This window comes from Streptomyces sp. S063 (assembly GCF_002832675.1).
Classification (GTDB): domain Bacteria; phylum Actinomycetota; class Actinomycetes; order Streptomycetales; family Streptomycetaceae; genus Streptomyces; species Streptomyces sindenensis.
In genome coordinates this window covers 3,506,797-3,522,491 of the sequence record NZ_CP021707.1, presented here as the reverse complement: position 1 = coordinate 3,522,491, position 15,695 = coordinate 3,506,797, and the positions used below count along the sequence as shown (strand labels likewise).

Annotated in this window: 14 protein-coding genes and 1 riboswitch; of the genes, 4 read left to right on the top strand and 10 right to left on the bottom strand. The window is 73.0% G+C overall.

Annotated elements, in window-relative coordinates:
- Nucleotides 1–15: 15 nt before the first annotated feature.
- The 4 genes from CCZ36_RS16060 to CCZ36_RS16045 all read right to left on the bottom strand — a co-directional run bounded on the left by CCZ36_RS16060 (nt 16) and on the right by CCZ36_RS16045 (nt 3,005).
- Complete coding sequence (locus tag CCZ36_RS16060) at nt 16–471, bottom strand: tellurite resistance TerB family protein (RefSeq protein ID WP_128817926.1); 456 nt, start codon at nt 469–471, stop codon at nt 16–18.
- 152 nt (nt 472–623) lie between these two features.
- Nucleotides 624–1,913: a cation:proton antiporter gene (locus tag CCZ36_RS16055; protein WP_069735793.1), complete on the bottom strand. Its 1,290-nt coding sequence runs from the start codon at nt 1,911–1,913 to the stop codon at nt 624–626.
- 2 nt (nt 1,914–1,915) lie between these two features.
- The gene (locus tag CCZ36_RS16050) at nt 1,916–2,386 is read right to left on the bottom strand and encodes a cation:proton antiporter regulatory subunit (RefSeq protein ID WP_069735794.1); all 471 of its coding nucleotides are present in this window, start codon (nt 2,384–2,386) and stop codon (nt 1,916–1,918) included.
- Nucleotides 2,387–2,447: 61 nt separating this feature from the next.
- A complete protein-coding gene (locus tag CCZ36_RS16045; protein WP_128817925.1) occupies nt 2,448–3,005 on the bottom strand; it encodes a flavoprotein in 558 nt (185 codons plus the stop codon).
- Nucleotides 3,006–3,192: 187 nt separating this feature from the next.
- Here CCZ36_RS16045 and CCZ36_RS16040 point away from each other — a divergent pair, with 187 nt between their 5' ends.
- A complete protein-coding gene (locus tag CCZ36_RS16040; protein ID WP_128817924.1) occupies nt 3,193–3,837 on the top strand; it encodes a dihydrofolate reductase family protein in 645 nt (214 codons plus the stop codon).
- 58 nt (nt 3,838–3,895) lie between these two features.
- Here the strand turns inward: CCZ36_RS16040 and CCZ36_RS16035 are convergent, their stop codons facing one another.
- Nucleotides 3,896–4,801, bottom strand: a complete 906-nt coding sequence (locus tag CCZ36_RS16035) for a hypothetical protein (protein ID WP_128817923.1) — start codon at nt 4,799–4,801, stop codon at nt 3,896–3,898.
- Between the two features lie 4 nt (nt 4,802–4,805).
- Entirely contained in the window at nt 4,806–5,183 is a 378-nt protein-coding gene (locus CCZ36_RS16030) for a peptidase inhibitor family I36 protein (protein ID WP_237302674.1), read from the bottom strand.
- 416 nt (nt 5,184–5,599) lie between these two features.
- Between CCZ36_RS16030 and CCZ36_RS16025 the strand changes: the two genes are divergently transcribed.
- Nucleotides 5,600–6,085 carry a hypothetical protein gene (locus CCZ36_RS16025; protein WP_128819533.1) on the top strand — a complete coding sequence of 162 codons (486 nt, stop codon included), beginning with the start codon at nt 5,600–5,602 and terminating at the stop codon, nt 6,083–6,085.
- A 67-nt stretch (nt 6,086–6,152) separates the two neighbouring features.
- On the opposite strand, the gene CCZ36_RS16020 is transcribed toward CCZ36_RS16025, so the two are convergent.
- The gene (locus tag CCZ36_RS16020; protein ID WP_128817922.1) at nt 6,153–7,262 is read right to left on the bottom strand and encodes a cobalt-precorrin-5B (C(1))-methyltransferase; all 1,110 of its coding nucleotides are present in this window, start codon (nt 7,260–7,262) and stop codon (nt 6,153–6,155) included.
- 17 nt (nt 7,263–7,279) lie between these two features.
- On the opposite strand from CCZ36_RS16020, the gene CCZ36_RS16015 reads away from it, so the two are divergent.
- Nucleotides 7,280–8,050, top strand: coding sequence for a cobalt-precorrin-6A reductase (locus tag CCZ36_RS16015; protein ID WP_079149451.1), 771 nt, complete (start codon nt 7,280–7,282; stop codon nt 8,048–8,050).
- Nucleotides 8,051–8,162: 112 nt separating this feature from the next.
- Here CCZ36_RS16015 and CCZ36_RS16010 read toward each other — a convergent pair whose 3' ends face one another.
- Genes CCZ36_RS16010 through CCZ36_RS16000 form a run of 3 tightly spaced genes read right to left on the bottom strand, consistent with a single transcriptional unit; the run spans nt 8,163 to nt 11,639 of the window.
- Nucleotides 8,163–9,674, bottom strand: coding sequence for a precorrin-2 C(20)-methyltransferase (locus CCZ36_RS16010; protein ID WP_256094637.1), 1,512 nt, complete (start codon nt 9,672–9,674; stop codon nt 8,163–8,165).
- Nucleotides 9,674–10,300, bottom strand: coding sequence for a precorrin-8X methylmutase (locus tag CCZ36_RS16005; protein ID WP_069735802.1), 627 nt, complete (start codon nt 10,298–10,300; stop codon nt 9,674–9,676). Before CCZ36_RS16005 ends, CCZ36_RS16010 begins: the two co-directional genes overlap by 1 nt.
- A 58-nt stretch (nt 10,301–10,358) precedes the next feature.
- Nucleotides 10,359–11,639 (bottom strand): cobalamin biosynthesis protein CobG, encoded by a 1,281-nt coding sequence (locus CCZ36_RS16000; RefSeq protein WP_128819531.1) that lies wholly within the window; start codon nt 11,637–11,639, stop codon nt 10,359–10,361.
- 199 nt (nt 11,640–11,838) lie between these two features.
- Nucleotides 11,839–11,988: riboswitch (cobalamin riboswitch) on the top strand.
- Between the two features lie 75 nt (nt 11,989–12,063).
- Here CCZ36_RS16000 and cobN point away from each other — a divergent pair.
- Nucleotides 12,064–15,669, top strand: coding sequence for a cobaltochelatase subunit CobN (cobN, locus tag CCZ36_RS15995; protein WP_128817921.1), 3,606 nt, complete (start codon nt 12,064–12,066; stop codon nt 15,667–15,669).
- Nucleotides 15,670–15,695 lie beyond the last annotated feature (26 nt).

Genomic DNA, 15,695 nt, shown 5'->3' with positions numbered 1-15,695 from the left:
CGCGCCGAGGGACCGCTACAGGTCGAATTCGTGCGGCGGCAGGTCGAGCGCGAAGCACGCCTCACGCACCACGGCCTGCTCGGTCGCGTCGAAGTCCCCGTCGGCGCCGCCGATGACGATGCCGATCTGGATGACGGCACGGGCCTCCGCCGGCTTCTTCTTCGCCTTGGCGATCTCCTGGACCACACCGACCTTGCCGAGGGCGAAGTCGGCGGTGAGCTGGTCGACGTACGTGTTGAAGCGCCGCTGGAGGTCGTCGGCGGGGAAGTTCCGCAGGACGTCGTTGGACGCGATGAGCGCCGCGACGCGCTGGCGCTCGGACGGGTCGACGGAACCGTCGGCGGCGGCCACCAGGGCGCACATGGCCATGCTCGCGTCGCGGAACGACCCCGACGTGAGCTCGTTCTTCTTCGCCTCCAGCTGAGCCTGCATCGATGATGCGGATTCCTTGATGCGATCCCACAGAGCCATGACATCTCCCTACGTTGCGGTGCACTGCCGGAACGCGGTCAACTCTACAGAAGTGTAGAGACGGATGTGCCGGGTATGCCGGGGTACGCCGAAGCCCCCGGCGCGCCCGTCAGGGCGTCCGGGGGCTCCGGCCGCGGTGCCTGTGGCTCGGGCTACTCGTGCTTCTCGCCCACCGGTTCCGGGGCGAGGCCGTCGTGCGCGGGCAGCCGGCGCTCGGGTGCGGCCTTCGCGACGGGCTCCTTCTCGACCACCGCACCCGTGCCCGTGCTCTTCCCGCCTCCGCCCCCGCCGCGACGGGCCTCGATCTTCGCGGCGATGGGCTGCGTCCACCGGGCGGTGAGCGGGCCGACGATGACGAGGATCAGGACGTAGGCGGTGGCGATGGGGCCGATGCGCGGCTCGGTGGCGACGGCCAGACCGGCGATGACGATGGAGAACTCACCGCGCGCCACGAGCGTGCCGCCCGCGCGCCAGCGGCCGCGCGGGCCGATCCCCGCGCGGCGGGCCGCGTAGTAGCCGGTGCCGATCTTGGTGAAGGCAGTGACGACGGCCAGCAGGGCCGCGGGCAGCAGCACCGGCGGAATGTCGGCCGGGTTCGTGGAGAGTCCGAAGAAGACGAAGAACACGGCGGCGAAGAGGTCCCGCAGCGGGGTGAGCAGCTTGCGGGCGCCCTCGGCGACCTCACCGGAGAGCGCGATGCCGACGAGGAACGCGCCGACGGCGGCGGACACCTGGAGCTGCTGGGCGACACCGGCGACCAGGACGGTGAGGCCGAGGACGACCAGGAGCAGCATCTCCGGGTTGTCGGAGGAGACCGCACGGCTGATCAGGCGGCCGTGGCGGAGCGCCAGGTAGAGGACGAGTCCGACGGCCCCCAGCGCGATGACGAGCGCGAGGCTGCCGCCCGCCAGGCCGACCCCGGCGAGCATGGCGGTGAGCAGCGGCAGGTACACCGCCATCGCCAGGTCCTCCATGACGAGGACGCCGAGGATGACGGGGGTCTCGCGGTTACCGAGCCGGCCGAGGTCAGTCATGATCTTGGCGATCACCCCGGACGAGGAGATCCAGGTGACACCGGCGAGTGCGACGGCGCCCACGGGCCCCCAGCCGAGGATCAGGGCCGCGACGGCGCCGGGCGTCGCGTTGAGCACGAAGTCCACCGCGCCGGACGGATATTGCGTCTTGAGACTGGTGACCAGCTCGGAAGCGCTGTACTCCAGACCCAGCAGCAGGAGCAGCAGGATGACGCCGATCTCGGCGCCCACCATGGTGAACTCTTCGCTGGCCTTGAGCGGAATCAGCCCGCCGTGCCCGAACGCCAGCCCGGCGAGCAGGTACAGCGGGATGGGGGAGAGCCCTATCCGCCCGGCGAACCGCCCCAGGAGCCCCAGCCCGAGGATGACGGCACCCAGCTCCACCAGCAACGCAGTCGTGTCGTGCACGGTCAGCCCTCCGCGATGATCTCGGAGAGCGCGTCGACACCCTCACGCGTGCCGACGGCGACGAGCGTGTCCCCGATGGCCAGTCGGAAACCCGGGTCGGGCGACGGGTGCGCGCTGTGGGTGCGCAGCACCGCCACGATGGACGCCCCGGTCCGGGTCCGCGCCCGCGTCTCCCCCAGCAGCCGCCCGCCGTACGGGGAGCGGGACCCGAGCGGGATGTGCTCGGTGACGAGGTCGATGCCCTCGGTCCGTACGGCGTCGATGGGCGCCGGATCGATGAGGTGAGCGAGCGCGGTGGCCTCGGTCGTCGTCAGGGGGACGGAGAGTCGGCACGCATCAGGATCGTCCTGTTCGTAGAACCCGATGAACCGGCGTCCGTCATGGTGGACGACGACCGAGATGTGCTGTCCCGTCTCGGTCGTGAAGTCGTACTGGGCACCCACTCCGGGCAGCGCTGTACGGCGGGTTCCCATGGCTTCCTCCGAAACGTGCGGCGGTGCGCGCACTTGATGATCTCTTTATCCGGCCATGACCTTATCGGGCGGCCGAATCCGGTCCATGGGCGAGCAGCTCCAGGGCCTCTCCCCAGGGGAACTGCGCGGTCTCACCGGACTTGGGGGTGTGCGGTACGCCGGCGCTGACCCGGACACCCATGCTGCGCAGCCTGGCCAGGCTCTCGGCGTACGCGGGGTGCTGGGCGAGGGAGGCGTTCACGGCCGGGAGTACGGCGGTGGGGACGCCGAGTCCGTACGCCTCGCAGAGGATGCCGAGGGCCAGGGTGTCCGCGATCCCGGCCGCCCATTTGTTGATGGTGTTGAAGGTGGCGGGCGCGACGACGATGGCGTCCGGGTCCGGAAACGGCCGGGGGTCGCCGGGGGCGCGCCAGCCGGAGCGGATCGGGTACCCGGTCCGCGCCTCGACGGCCGCCGCGTCGAGGAAGCCGAGCCCCTGCGGGGTGGCGACCACGCCGACGTCCCAGCCGGCGTCCCGCGCCGCGACGAGGAGCCGGTCGACGTCACGGGCGACGCCGGCCGCGCAGACGACGACGTACAGGAACGGTTTCCGGTCCGGCCGGTCCGGCTGATCGCTCATGGGTGTGGGTCCCCCTGTTGACGGCTGAGGCGGTGCGGCTCAGCAGCGTACGGGGGGCGGACAGCGATAGTGGGGGAGAGGCCTGCGGACGCGACCGCACCGATGAGTTGAGGCGGCGCCCCCGGTCTACCCACGCAGACGACCGGGACCACCGGGATCACCGGACCACGGAGCACAGGAGGACGGCATGGCTCAGCTGCTGCGAGTTCAGAACTTCACGGTGTCGAGCGACGGCATCGCCGCCGGCGAGAACCAGACGCTGGAGCGGCCGTTCGGCCACGTCGACCCCGGGGAGCTCTTCTCCTGGGCGGGCGCCACGGCGAGCTGGCCGAACCGCTCGGAACCCGGCGGGAGTCGCGGCCTGGACGACTACTTCACACGGGACGTCACGCACAACATCGGGGCCGAGATCATGGGCCGCAACAAGTTCGGCCCGCAGCGGGGCCCGTGGGAGAACCACGAGTGGCAGGGCTGGTGGGGCGACGAACCTCCCTTCCACACACCGGTGTTCGTGATGACCCACCACACGCGCCCCTCGTTCACGCTCTCCGACACCACGTTCCACTTCGTCGACGCCGACCCGGCGACGGTCCTGGACCGGGCGCGGGAAGCGGCGGGCGGCAAGGACGTCCGGCTCGGCGGCGGAGTCACCACGATCCGCGAGTTCCTCGACGCCGGCCTGGTCGACACCCTGCACGTGGCGGTCGCCCCGGTGAAACTGGGCAGCGGCCTGCGCCTGTGGGACTCACCGGACGACCTGCGCGACCGCTACCACGTGGACGTCGTTCCGAGCCCGAGCGGCATGACACACCACCTGTTCTGGCGGAAGTGACGTCCACGGGTGGGGTGGAGAGCGTGGCGGAGCCCCGGGAGGCGCGGGAGCGGGCGGTTCACGCCGCTGCGCGCTCCGCTGTGACGAGTGCGGAAGCCTTCAGCGTCCGGTACTCCTCGATCTCCCGCCGCCATGGCCCGCGGCTCTTCGCCTCCACCTTCGCCTGGGCCTCGGCCACCGCCCGAGCCAGGTCCGTGTCACGCTGGCACGCCAGGTCGTCGTGGGCGAGCGCCAGCTCGTCGCGGCCGACGGACCGCTGCGCGACCGGGTCCTGGCCGGTCTTCTCCAGCCGCCGTTCTGTCTCGGACCGCGGTTCCGACAGCTTCCGGTACCCGTGTCCCCGCTCCGCCATGCAGTCTGCCCAGGCCCGCTCCGCGTCCCGGAAGCGGGGGGTGTCCCGTACGGCGGTGACGATGTCGTTGGTGAGGCTCTCCATGAGGTAGCGCAGCTCCGTCCAGCGCTTCCCGTAGACCGTGCTGCTCGCGACCTCGACACAGGATCGGGGGTCGTATCCGATCTCCATGCCGTCCGGGAGGGCGAGCGTGCGGTGGTTCTCCTCCTCCCCCAGCAGCGCCTTCTCCCAGGCGGCGCGCTCGGCCTTCGGCAGTGAGGAGACGTACGAGGCGTTCGGGTCCTGCGGCCGACCGGCCAGGTGCCCGGCGGTGATGCCGTAGCCGTCGTCCTCGGCCCAGTCGGCGTCCAGCAGTCCGTAGGGGTTCTCCGCGGCGAGCCTGCGCGGATCGGAGACGGGGGCCGTGCGGTAGACGTGACCCCGCTCCCGCATGCAGGACCGGATCTCCTTCTCCTCCATCCCGCGCAACGCGTCGGCCTGGCCGGCCGAGAAGTGGACGGCGCCCGACAACGGCCGGGGGAGCTCTCCGCCGGCACGGCCCTCGTGGCCGGACGCGGTGCATCCGGCCACGAGGAAGCATGCCGCGGCGGCAAGCCACAACAGCCGCCGCATCAGATCAGCACACCCACTTGTTCGAGGCGATGCCGTGCTTGAACCGGCCGTCATCGAAGTAGGTCTTCAGCGCGGCGATGCTGGAACCACGCTTGAGGAGGTAGGTCCGGCCGTCGTAGTCCTTCAGCGTGTAGAGCCGGACGTCGCAGGAGTTGCCGTTGTTGTAGACCGAGGCGGCGCTGTTGAACTTGCTGTACTGCCGCAGGTCCGTGTTGTTGCCCCACACCTGGCCCGGGGTCCCGGCGTAGGAGGTGGCGAGCCAGGCGCACAGCGCCCCGGAAGAACAGTCCGACTTCGCCGCCTGGGCCGGTGAGGCCGTCGCGGCCATCCCCAGTCCTGCCAGCAGTACAGCCCCCGACGCGATGGCCGCCTTGATTCTCACGCCCTGGAATTTCCTCATGCGGTTTCCTCCCCCTTCAGGGTTCTCGGGATCGTTCACGGTCGGGCTCGAAGGCGCCTTCGGGTCCCCGTGCCCCCGTGTTCCGGTGTGAGCCACTGTGGCGCTCTTCCGGCCCGCTCGGCCACGCTGTTGCAGCTGACCGAAAAGGCCGAGGTGACCGCGGTGTCAAAGGTGCGAGCCCGGCTCACGAAGCGCGATTCGGGGGCAAATCCGTGAAGTGCCCGACGACGACGCCGGCAATCGTGGAGAGTCGATTGTGTAGTCGTCCGAGTGCGCAGAGGTACGAAGCGCGCTCGGGCACCGCACGCTGCCCACCCGCAGCCACCCCGAAAAGGACCTTCGCCTTGTCGCCCTTCGAACCTCGACACGCTCCCGCCGGCGATGTGGGCGCGGCGCTCATGCTGGTCGACTCCCGGATCAGGACCGTTCACGCGGGAAAGAGCGGGACCGACCCCGAACAGGAGCAGCTGGTCCAGCACCTCCTCTCGTCGCTCGGCCCGGAGGGCGTCGACGACGTGCTGGACGGAACGTGCACGCTCATCTACCTGTACATGAAGTGGCTCCGGGAGGCCCACGAGGCGCACGAGAAGGACGTCGTCGAATACGTGGTGCCGACCCTCGTCACCTCCCTGAAGATGATGCCGAGGAGCGTCCCGCCCCAGGTCGTCCCCACCATGGCCGGCCTGGCCATCGCGGCCGCCATCGGCCTGAGCCCCACCCTGTGGCGCAACCAGTACGGCGACTGGACGGAAGCGGAACTGGCCCCGCTGGAGGCGACGGCGTTCCTGCTCGCGGAACACATCAACCGCATGACGGACGACCACGACTTCGCGACCCGCATGATCACGGAGGCGCTGACGCAGGTGGAGGCGGGGGCGGAGTAGGAGCGGAGCGGGCTGGCGCTCGTCTCCCCCGTGATTGGCCCACGGGCCGTAGCGACGGGTTCTGCCCCTACCCCCGCCCCACCACCGCCCCCGCCCGGTCGACGCAGAGCACGTCCACCGCGACCGGCGCGCCCCGGAGCACGGACAGGGCCTCGTCCCGGGCGCGGGCCGCCACCAGGTCGCCCAGGGGGACGCCCGCCGCCTCGCACAGGCGCAGCGCCTCCAGGCCCGTGTTGGCGGTGGCGATCCGGGAAGCGAGCTCCTCGTCCGCACCGCCCAGGCGGGCCAGTCCGGCCAGGAAGGCCTTGTCCACCTGGGAGCGGGCCGAGTGGAGGTCCAGGTGGCCCGCCGCGAGCTTGGAGAGCTTGGCGAAGCCGCCGCAGATCGTGAGGCGGTCGACCGGGTGACGGCGCACGTACTTCAGCACCGCCCCCGCGAAATCCCCCATGTCCAGCAGCGCGATGTCCGGCAGGTCGTACTCCGCGCGCACCGTCCGTTCCGACGTCGAGCCCGTGCAGCCCGCCACATGCGTCAGGCCCGCCGCCCGCGCCACGTCCACGCCCCGGCGGATCGAGTCGATCCAGGCCGAGCACGAGTAGGGGACGACCACGCCCGTCGTACCGAGGATCGACAGGCCGCCCACGATGCCCAGGCGCCCGTTCCACGTCGAGCGGGCGATCTCCTCGCCGTGGTCGACCGACACCGTGATCTCCACGTCGCCCGCCGCACCGTGCTCCGCCGCCACCCGCTCCACGTGCTCCCGCATCAGCCGGCGCGGCACCGGGTTCACCGCGGGCTCCCCCACCTCCAGCGGCAGGCCGGGGAGCGTCACCGTACCCACACCCGGGCCCGCCCGGAACACCACGCCGGAGCCGGGCGGCAGCTTCCGTACGGTCGACCGCACCAGCGCGCCGTGCGTCACGTCCGGGTCGTCGCCCGCGTCCTTCACCACCCCGGCGCACGCCCCCTGCGGCGTCAGTTCCTCCACCGCCAGCGCGAACGACGGTGACTGGCCCTTCGGCAGCGTGATGGACACCGGGTCCGGGAAGTCGCCGGTCAGCAGCGCCGTGTACGCGGCCGTGGTCGCCGCCGTCGCGCAGGCGCCGGTCGTCCAGCCCGGGCGCAGACCGGTGTGCTTGAGTTGGGCACTGCGACCGCCCTGCGTCTCAGCGTTCACGAGAAGAGTCCGTTCCGATGCCTGTGCCTGCTGCCGTGCATGTTCTTGTCCTGGGGGGTACGACCGAGGCGCGCCGGCTGGCCGAGAGCCTGGCCGGCGACCGCGGCGTCCGGGTCACCACCTCGCTCGCCGGTCGCGTCGCCGCCCCCCGGCTGCCGCCGGGCGATGTCCGCGTCGGCGGGTTCGGAGGACCCGAGGGGCTCGCCGCCTGGGTACGTGAGCACGGCGTGGACGCCCTCATCGACGCCACCCACCCCTTCGCCGCCGCCATGAGCCGGAACGCCGCCGAGGCCGCCGCCCTGGCCCATGTTCCCCTCCTCGCCCTCTGCCGGCCCGGCTGGGTCGCCCAGGACGGTGACCGCTGGCACTCCGCCGGATCGCTGGCCGAGGCCGCCGGGCTGCTGCCCGCACTCGGCGAGCGGGTCTTCCTCACCACCGGACGGATGGGGCTCGCCGCCTTCGCGGGGGCGGGCCTCGACGCGCTGTGGTTCCTCGTGCGGTCCGTCGACGCGCCGGAGCCGCCCTGCCCGGCCCGGATGGAGGTGCTCCTCGACCGGGGGCCGTTCGACCTCGACGGCGAGCGGGAACTCCTCCGGCGCCACCGCATCGACGTTCTCGTCACCAAGGACAGCGGTGGGGACGCCACCGCCCCCAAGCTCACCGCCGCCCGTGAGGCCGGGATTCCGGTCGTGGTCGTCCGGCGGCCACCGGTACCGGAAGGGGTGCCGGTGGCCCGTACGCCCGACGAGGCCGCCCGCTGGGTGGCGCGGCTCCACGCCTCCGGGTAGCGGACCCCGGCCCGCGGGAACCGGCCCGCCGGGGCCGGCTCCCCTCTCCCGGGAACCGGTCCGCCGGGCATCGGCTTTACGCCTCTCGGCAGCGGCCCGGCGGGCATCGGTTCTACGCCTCCGGGTAACGGCGCGGCGTCCAGACGATGCCCCGGCCGTCCTCGCCCCGCTTCACCCACCGCGTCTGCGACGAGCCCACGATCAGCAGCGTCCGCATGTCCACCTCCGCCGGATCGACATCGGCCAGCCGCACCGTACGGACGGACTCCGTCGGCCCGCCCACATCCCGCGCCAGCACCACCGGGGTGTCCGGCGACCGGTGCTCCAGGAGCAGGTCGCGGGCCCGGCCGACCTGCCACGTACGGGACGTGGAGCCCGGGTTGTACAGAGCCAGCACCAGGTCCGCCGAGGCCGCCGCGCGGAGCCGCTCCGCGATGACCTCCCACGGCTTGAGCCGGTCCGAGAGGGAGATCGTGGCGTAGTCGTGGCCGAGCGGCGCACCCGCGCGGGCGGCGGCGGCGTTCGCCGCGGTGACGCCGGGCAGCACACGGACCGGAATGTCCGCGTACGCGTCCTGCGAGGCCACCTCCAGCACCGCCGTCGCCATCGCGAAGACCCCGGGGTCGCCGCCCGAGACCACCGCGACCCGGTGGCCCCGCCGGGCCAGGTCCAGTGCGAACTCCGCCCGCTCCGACTCCACCTTGTTGTCCGAGCCGTGCCGCGCCTGGCCGGGCCGTACCGGCACCCGGTCCAGATAGGTGGTGTAGCCGACCACGTCGTCCGCCGCCGCCAGCGCGCCCCGCGTCTGGGGCGTCAGCCACAGCGGGCCCGCCGGGCCGGTGCCGACGACCACGACCTCGCCGCCGGCTCTTCCGGAAGGACGCGGCGCGTCGACGCGGCTCGGCAGCACCGCCACCGAGAAGTACGGGACCGACTCCGGGTCGACGTCCGCCAGTTCGCCCGTACGCTCCCCGGCCATCGTGGCCCGCTCGACGTACCGTGCCTCCGGCAGCCGGCCCGACGCCTCGAACGCCCCGCGCACCGCCGGGAACGTCCGTCCCAGCTTCATCACGACCGCCGTGTCCGTCGCGGCGAGGCGGGCCGTCAGCTCCTCCTCCGGCAGCGTGCCGGGCAGGATCGTCAGGATCTCCTCGCCCTCGACGAGGGGGGTGCCGAGCCGGGCGGCCGCCGCGCTGACGGAGGTGACCCCCGGGATGACCTCGGTGGCGTACCGGTCCGCCAGGCGCTTGTGCATGTGCATGTACGAGCCGTAGAACATCGGGTCGCCCTCGGCGAGCACCGCGACCGTGCGCCCCGCGTCCAGATGCGCCGCGAGACGGGCCGCGGCCTCCTCGTAGAACTCCTCCAACGCGCCCCGGTAGCCGCCGGGATGGTCCGTGGTCTCCGTCGTGACGGGGTAGACCAGGGCCTCCTCGATGTGGTCCGGCCGCAGGTGCGCGGCGGCGATCGAGCGCGCGATCGAGCGGCCGTGCCGGGCGCTGTGGTACGCGACGACGTCGGCCTCGCCGATGGCCTGAACGGCCCGCAGAGTCATCAGGTTCGGGTCGCCGGGGCCGAGCCCGACACCGTAGAGGCGGCCGGCGTCCTTCAAGGGAGAAGTCACTATTCTTCCTCGCTCGCGATGGCGTTGAGCGCCGCCGCCGCTATCGCGCTGCCGCCGCGCCGGCCGCGGATGATCAGGTGCTCCAGGCCCGACGGGTGCTCGGCCAGGGCCTCCTTGGACTCCATCGCGCCGACGAAGCCGACCGGGACGCCGATCACGGCGGCCGGGCGCGGGGCGCCCTCCTCGATCATCTCCAGCAGCCGGAACAGGGCCGTCGGGGCGTTGCCGACCGCGACCACCGCTCCCTCCATCCGGTCCCGCCACAGCTCCAGGGCCGCCGCGCTCCGCGTGGTCCCCATCCGGGCGGCCAGCTCGGGCACGGACGGGTCGGACAGCGTGCACACCACGTCGTTGTCGGCGGGCAGCCGCTTGCGGGTGACCCCACTGGCGACCATCGCCACGTCGCAGAGGATCGGTGCGCCGGCGCGCAGGGCGGCGCGGGCGTCGGCCACGGCGTTCGGCGAGAAGGCGAGGTCCTTGACGAGGTCGACCATGCCGCAGGCGTGGATCATCCGCACGGCGACCTGGCTGACGTCGGCGGGCAGCCCGGCGAGATCCGCCTCCGCGCGGATGGTGGCGAAGGACTGGCGGTAGATCGCCGGTCCGTCCTTCTCGTACTGGTGCACAGTGCTGTCGCTTTCTTCCGCTGATACGGCAGGGGCATCGGGTGTGTCGGGTGTTGCGTCAGAGGGCGCGGGCCGCGGCCACCGCCGCCGCCAGCGCGGCCGGGTCGTCCCGGACCGCCCGCGGGGGGTCCCGCCGCTCTCCCCGTACGTGCGAGATCCGGTGCCCGTCGGGGGTGACCACCACGTCGATCCACTCCCCGTGGGGGTGGCCGCAGCGGCGTTCGCACCCGGACCAGTACACAGGGAGCCGCCCGACCGGCCCGACGGCGGCCCCCGCTTCGGCCCGCACGTCGGACAGGGACTTCGCGCAGCCGGGGCGGCCGATGCACGCGCCGACGCCGGCCCACGGGGAGTCGGGGGCGGTGATCAGCCCGGCCGCCGCCAGGGCGTCGAGCGCCGCCGCCGCGTCCTCCGGCCGCCCGAACGGCCCGGGGACGACGATCCCGCGCCACGGGGTGAGCCGCAGCTCGCCGCCGTGCCGGCGGGCCGTTTCGGTGAGCGGCCGCCACTGCGCGGAGGTGAGCCGTCCGAGGGGTACGTCGACGCTGATCGCGTTCGAGGAGCCGTGCGGGCCCGGGGCGGGGGGAGTCGCCGTAGACGGACGGGGCCGGTCCACCGCCGGACCGGCCGCCGCCTTGACCGCGCGAACCAGTGCGGCCCGTACGTCGTCGGGCAGGTCCTTCACGCGCCACGCGCCGGAGTCCCGGGCGGCGCGGAGGAACGCCTCGGCGGCCAGGAGCGCGGCGCGCGGGCCTTCCCCGCTCGGCACCCGGAACACCTCGTCCGCAGTCCCGATCCGCAGGAGGCAGCTGTCGCCCGCCGCGATCAGGGTCACGTCGGCGCCCAGCGCGTCCACGTCACCGCGGCCGTCGTCCAGGGCGAACAGGAAGCGGCCGGAGAGCGAGGCGGCGGCGGCCGATCCGCAGACCAGACGGTCCAGTTCGGACAACCAGCCGCTGACCGGGGTCGATCCGTCCAGCCCGGCGAGCGGAGAGGCCACGATGTTGCGGGCCCGCTCGTGCGCGGCGGACGGCAGCAGCCCGGCGGCGGTGAGCAGCTCGGCGAGGGCGCCCCCGCACTCCGCGCCGAGGCCGCGCAGCTGGACGTTGCCCCGCGAGGTGAGGTGCAGTTCACCGTCCCCGAACCGTTCGGCCGCCGCGAGCAGCGCGTCCGCCCGGTCCGCGCTCAGCACCCCGCCGGGCACCCGGACCCGGGCCAGCGCACCGTCGTCGGCCCGGTGCAGCCGCAGCGTCCCCGGGCAGGCGTCGCCGCCGCCGCGGAGGGCTGGGCCGCCCGCGGAAAGGGGCGAGGGGGCGGAATCGGGCATGGCGGCGAGCATACCGACCGGGCCGGTGCCGGCGATGGGCCCGCGGCTGTGACCTGCGGGACAGCGGGTCACGGGGGAGCGGCCCGCCTCGCACCGGGAACCGCGGCACACCGGGCAGCGGCCGCCACGCCCCGCGCCACCGTCCCCGCAAACAGTGATCACCACCGCACCCCCGCCCCCTGCCCCGCCCCCACCCCGGCCGCTTAGGATGCAGGCGGTGGTCCGTTCAGGCCGCCATCGCCAGACGGCGACAGGGGAGGAAGCCCGGTGAGATTCCGGCGCGGTCCCGCCACTGTGAGTCCGGTCGCCGCCACCACCGGCTGCCGGACGAGTCAGGAACTCCCTTCTCCGAGCACCCGGTAGCCACCGGGCCGCCCGGGGAGACCCTCCGACACCCGCCCGGGGCGTGGACACCCCGAGGAAGGCCTGACGCAGCATGATCCTGCTCCTGTCGACGTCCGACACCGACCTCCTGAGCGCCCGCGCTTCCGAGGGACCCGTCAGCTACCGGTACGCCAACCCCTCCCGCGTGGACCTCGACGGACTGCCGGAGCTGCTGGACGGCGTCGACCTCGTCGTCGTACGGCTCCTCGGTGGCGTACGGGCATGGCAGGAGGGGCTCGACGCGGTGCTGGCCACCGGCCGCCCGGTCGTCGTGCTGACCGGTGAGCAGGCCCCCGACGCCCAGCTGATGGCCGCCTCCACCGTGCCGATCGGCATCGCGGCCGAGGCGCACGCCTACCTCGCGCACGGCGGGCCCGCCAACCTGGAGCAGCTGGCCCGGTTCCTCTCCGACACCGTGCTGCTGACCGGCCACGGCTTCGAGCCGCCCGCCCCGGCCCCCGCGTGGGGCCCGCTGGAGCGGGAGGCCCGGGCGGTGCCCGAGGGTGCGCCGACCGTCGCCGTCCTCTACTACCGCGCCCACCACATGAGCGGGAACACCGCGTTCGTGGACGCGCTGTGCACGGCGGTCGAGGACGCCGGGGGCCGCCCGCTCCCGCTGTACGTCGCGTCTCTGCGCACCCCGGAGGCCGACCTCATCGACCGGCTCCGCTCCGCCGACGCCATCGTGACCACGGTCCTCGCGGCGGGCGGCACCAAGCCCGCCGAGGCGTCGGCCGGCGGCGACGACGAGTCGTGGGACGCGGGCGCGGTGACCCAGCTCGACGTACCGATCCTCCAGGCGCTCTGCCTCACCAGCCCGCGTACCGCCTGGGAGGAGAACGACGAGGGCGTCTCCCCGCTGGACGCGGCCACCCAGATCGCGGTGCCGGAGTTCGACGGCCGCCTGATCACGGTCCCCTTCTCCTTCAAGGAGATCGACGAGGACGGGCTCCCGGCGTACGTCCCCGACGCCGAGCGCGCCGCCCGGGTCGCCGGGATCGCCGTACGCCACGCGAAGCTCCGCACCATCCCGAACGCCGACAAGAAGATCGCACTCGTGCTGTCGGCCTACCCGACGAAGCACTCCCGCATCGGCAACGCGGTCGGCCTCGACACCCCCGCCAGCGCCGTGGCCCTGCTGCGCCGCCTGCGCGCCGAGGGGTACGACTTCGGCCCCGAGGAGGAGATCCCGGGCCTGGTCTCCGGCGACGGCGACGAGCTGATCTACGCGCTGATCGAAGCGGGCGGTCACGACCAGGAGTGGCTCACCGAGGAGCAGTTGGCGAAGAACCCGGTCCGCATCCCGGCCGCCGACTACCGCCGCTGGTTCGCCGAACTTCCGCAGGAGCTGCGGCTCGCGGTCGAGCGGCACTGGGGCCCGGCCCCCGGCGAGATGTTCGTGGACCGCTCGGCCAACCCGGAGGGCGACATCGTCCTCGCGGCCCTGCGGCGCGGGAACCTCCTCATCCTCATCCAGCCGCCGCGCGGCTTCGGCGAGAACCCGATCGCGATCTACCACGACCCCGATCTCCCGCCGTCCCACCACTACTTGGCCGCGTACCGCTGGATCGCCGCCTCGGCCGAGGACAACGGTTTCGGCGCGGACGCGATGATCCATCTGGGCAAGCACGGCAACCTGGAGTGGCTGCCCGGCAAGAACGCGGGCCTCTCCGCCGCCTGCGGCCCCGACGCGGCCCTGGGCGATCTTCCCCTGGTCTACCCGTTCCTGGTGAACGACCCGGGCGAGGGCACGCAGGCGAAGCGCCGCGTCCACGCCACCCTGATCGACCACCTCGTACCGCCGATGGCCCGCGCCGACAGCTACGGCGACATCGCGCGTCTGGAGCAACTCCTCGACGAGCACGCCCAGATCGCGGCGATGGACCCGGCGAAGCTTCCGGCGATCCGCGCCCAGATCTGGACGCTGATCCAGGCGGCGAAGCTCGACCACGACCTCGGGGTGGAGGACCGCCCGGAGGACGAGGGCTTCGACGACTTCATCATGCATCTGGACGGCTGGCTCTGCGAGATCAAGGACGTCCAGATCCGCGACGGCCTGCACGTCCTGGGCAACCCGCCCGCCGGGAACGACCGGGTCAACCTGGTCCTCGCCGTCCTCCGCGCCCGCCAGATCTGGGGCGGCACGGCATCCCTCCCCGGCCTCCGCGAGGCGCTGGGCCTCGACGAGTCGGCGGCCACCCGCACCGACGCGGACGCGATCGAGGAGCAGGCGCGCGCCCTGGTCCAGGCGATGGACGACGCGGACTGGAAGCCGGAGGCAGTGGCCGGGGTCGCCGCGGGGCTGCCGGGCGCCGTGGCCGACATCCTGACCTTCGCGGCCACCGAGGTGGTCCCGCGCATGGCTGCGACGACCGACGAGCTGACCCACGCCGTCCACGCGCTGAACGGCGGCTTCGTTCCGGCGGGCCCGTCCGGCTCGCCGCTCCGCGGCCTGGTCAACGTGCTCCCGACGGGCCGCAACTTCTACTCGGTCGACCCCAAGGCGGTCCCCTCCAAGCTCGCTTGGGAGACGGGCCAGGCCCTGGCCGACTCCCTCCTGACCCGCTACCGCACCGACAACGGCGACTGGCCCACCTCGGTCGGTCTCTCCCTCTGGGGCACCAGCGCGATGCGCACCGCGGGCGACGACATCGCGGAGGCGTTCGCGCTGCTCGGCATCCGCCCCGTCTGGGACGACGCCTCGCGCCGGGTGACGGGCCTGGAGCCCATCCCGTACGAGGAGTTGGGCCGCCCCCGCATCGACGTCACGCTCCGCATCTCGGGCTTCTTCCGCGACGCGTTCCCGCACACGGTGGGCCTCCTCGACGACGCCGTACGCCTGGCCGCCTCGCTGGACGAGCCGGCCGAGCGCAACTACGTACGGGCGCACACCCAGGCCGATTTGGCCGAACACGGCGACGAACGCCGGGCCACCACCCGCATCTTCGGCTCCCGCCCCGGCACGTACGGCGCGGGCCTCCTCCAGCTCATCGACTCCCGCGACTGGCGCACCGACGCCGACCTCGCCGAGGTCTACACGGTCTGGGGCGGCTACGCCTACGGCCGCGAACTCGACGGCCGCCCGGCCCGCGAGGAGATGGAGAGCGCCTACAAGCGCATCGAGGTCGCCGCGAAGAACACCGACACCCGCGAGCACGACATCGCGGACTCCGACGACTACTTCCAGTACCACGGCGGCATGGTGGCCACCGTACGGGCGCTGAAGGGCACGGCCCCGGAGGCGTACATCGGGGACTCCACCCGCCCCGAAACGGTCCGCACGCGCACGCTCGTCGAGGAGACGTCCCGCGTCTTCCGCGCCCGTGTGGTCAACCCCAAGTGGATCGAGGCGATGCGCCGCCACGGCTACAAGGGCGCGTTCGAGCTGGCTGCCACGGTCGACTACCTCTTCGGTTACGACGCCACGACCGGCGTGGTCGCGGACTGGATGTACGACAAGCTCACCCAGACGTACGTCCTGGACCCGGAGAACAAGCAGTTCCTCCAGGAGGCCAACCCCTGGGCCCTGCACGGCATCGCGGAACGCCTGCTGGAGGCCGAGTCCCGCGGCATGTGGGCCGAGCCGGACCCGGCGGTGCTGGAAGCGCTGCGCCAGGTGTACCTGGAGACGGAAGGGAACCTGGAGGGCGAGGACTGACGCGCCCGGTCCGCGGAGACCGGTCG

Coding starts and splice junctions, on each gene's coding strand:
- CCZ36_RS16060 (WP_128817926.1), bottom strand. CDS start 471: ATGGCTCTGTGGGATCGCATCAAGGAATCCGCATCATCGATGCAGGCT.
- CCZ36_RS16045 (WP_128817925.1), bottom strand. CDS start 3,005: ATGAGCGATCAGCCGGACCGGCCGGACCGGAAACCGTTCCTGTACGTC.
- CCZ36_RS16015 (WP_079149451.1), top strand. CDS start 7,280: ATGCCTGTGCCTGCTGCCGTGCATGTTCTTGTCCTGGGGGGTACGACC.
- CCZ36_RS16050 (WP_069735794.1), bottom strand. CDS start 2,386: ATGGGAACCCGCCGTACAGCGCTGCCCGGAGTGGGTGCCCAGTACGAC.
- cobN (WP_128817921.1), top strand. CDS start 12,064: ATGATCCTGCTCCTGTCGACGTCCGACACCGACCTCCTGAGCGCCCGC.
- CCZ36_RS16025 (WP_128819533.1), top strand. CDS start 5,600: ATGCTGGTCGACTCCCGGATCAGGACCGTTCACGCGGGAAAGAGCGGG.
- CCZ36_RS16035 (WP_128817923.1), bottom strand. CDS start 4,801: ATGCGGCGGCTGTTGTGGCTTGCCGCCGCGGCATGCTTCCTCGTGGCC.
- CCZ36_RS16040 (WP_128817924.1), top strand. CDS start 3,193: ATGGCTCAGCTGCTGCGAGTTCAGAACTTCACGGTGTCGAGCGACGGC.
- CCZ36_RS16000 (WP_128819531.1), bottom strand. CDS start 11,639: ATGCTCGCCGCCATGCCCGATTCCGCCCCCTCGCCCCTTTCCGCGGGC.